We start from the raw sequence: 1,377 nt of genomic DNA, 5'->3' as shown, positions 1-1,377 counted from the left end.
TCTGTCTTATTTTGCTGTTTGAGTAAATTTGAGTAGATTTTTAGAAGCGGTAAAGAGGTAACGGTAACTGAATTAATTAACGATATCAAAAAATATCGTTCTTATTTCCAGTTTTCCAGAGGCGGTGTTACTGTTACAGGTGGTGAACCCTTGATGCAGCCGCAATTTGTCCAAGGAATCTTGCAAAAATGTCGAGAATTAAATATTCATACAGCTTTAGATACTTCTGGTTATGTGAATGTCAATCTAGCTAAACCAGTTTTAGAGTATGCAGATTTAGTCTTACTTGATATTAAATCTTTTGACCGTAAGATATATAAAAAAGTTACTCATGTTTCTTTAGAACCTACCTTAGATTTTGCTCGTTATCTAAACGAAATTAAGAAACCAACTTGGATTAGATTTGTTTTAGTACCTAATTTAACCGACCCCGTTAGTAATGTGGAAGGATTGGCTGAATTTATTTCTCAATTTGATAATATAGAAAAAGTAGAAGTTTTACCATTTCACAAGATGGGCGAATATAAATGGGAACAACTAGGCTATGATTACCAATTAAAAGATACTGAACCGCCTACTCCTGAATTAATTACCAAAGTTACTAATATTTTCCAAAGTTACGGTTTAACAATTCACTGAAATTGATCTTGAGAAGTGAAAAAAAAATATAATCCTCGTATACTCGTACGTCCTCTGCAACTATGGCAAGACCAAGGCAAAGAACAAGAAGTTCGCCTAGAAATTTTGCCCCTGATTGATGTGATTTTTTGCATCTTAACCTTTTTTATTTTGGCGGCAGTAAGTTTTTCTCGACAACAGGCGATTAATCTTGATTTGCCAAATGCCCGTACCGGACAAACTCAAATGGAAGAGATGATGGTGGTGAGTTTAGATAGTATAGGTCAAGTTTATGTAGAAGAACAGTTTGTGACTTATGAGAAGCTAGGAGAAATTTTAGAGAACTACTATTTAGTTAATCCTCGGGGCTTGGTAGTTCTCAATGCTTCTAAAGATGTACGTTACAACGAAGTGATTGAATTACTAGATTTACTGCGGAGTTACGGGGGAGATCGCGTGGCTTTAGCTACTTTACCTTTAGAGGGGGATCCTAATCTGCCTACTGTCCCTCTTCCTGAAGTAAATATATCCCCTAATCCCTGACACTAGGGAACTAATATCAAATCCTATTCGGATTAATATATAGCAATTCTCATACTGGTGAGGTACAGAGGTTATCCTTTTGAGGCAGGAGGCACATCAGATCTTGCATCTTTATCACTCATTTACTGGTGAGGGTTGAGTTTTGAAGTAATAAGTCTTGAAGTAATGAGTAAAAGAATTGATGTTAAACCTCTAGGATACAAAGATTATAGAGAA

The 1,377-nt window shown here is 35.7% G+C and carries 2 protein-coding genes; both read left to right on the top strand.

What is annotated here, in order from left to right:
• Positions 1–36: 36 nt before the first annotated feature.
• Entirely contained in the window at positions 37–639 is a 603-nt protein-coding gene (gene pflA, locus MW688_RS18710) for a pyruvate formate-lyase-activating protein (RefSeq protein WP_486737530.1), read from the top strand.
• A 15-nt stretch (positions 640–654) separates the two neighbouring features.
• Positions 655–1,161 carry an ExbD/TolR family protein gene (locus tag MW688_RS18705; protein ID WP_486737529.1) on the top strand — a complete coding sequence of 169 codons (507 nt, stop codon included), beginning with the start codon at positions 655–657 and terminating at the stop codon, positions 1,159–1,161.
• Positions 1,162–1,377: the final 216 nt, after the last annotated feature.

The organism is Johannesbaptistia floridana, assembly GCF_057440575.1.
Note: the sequence above shows the minus strand (reverse complement) of the source record. Positions and strands in the feature narration are given on the sequence as shown.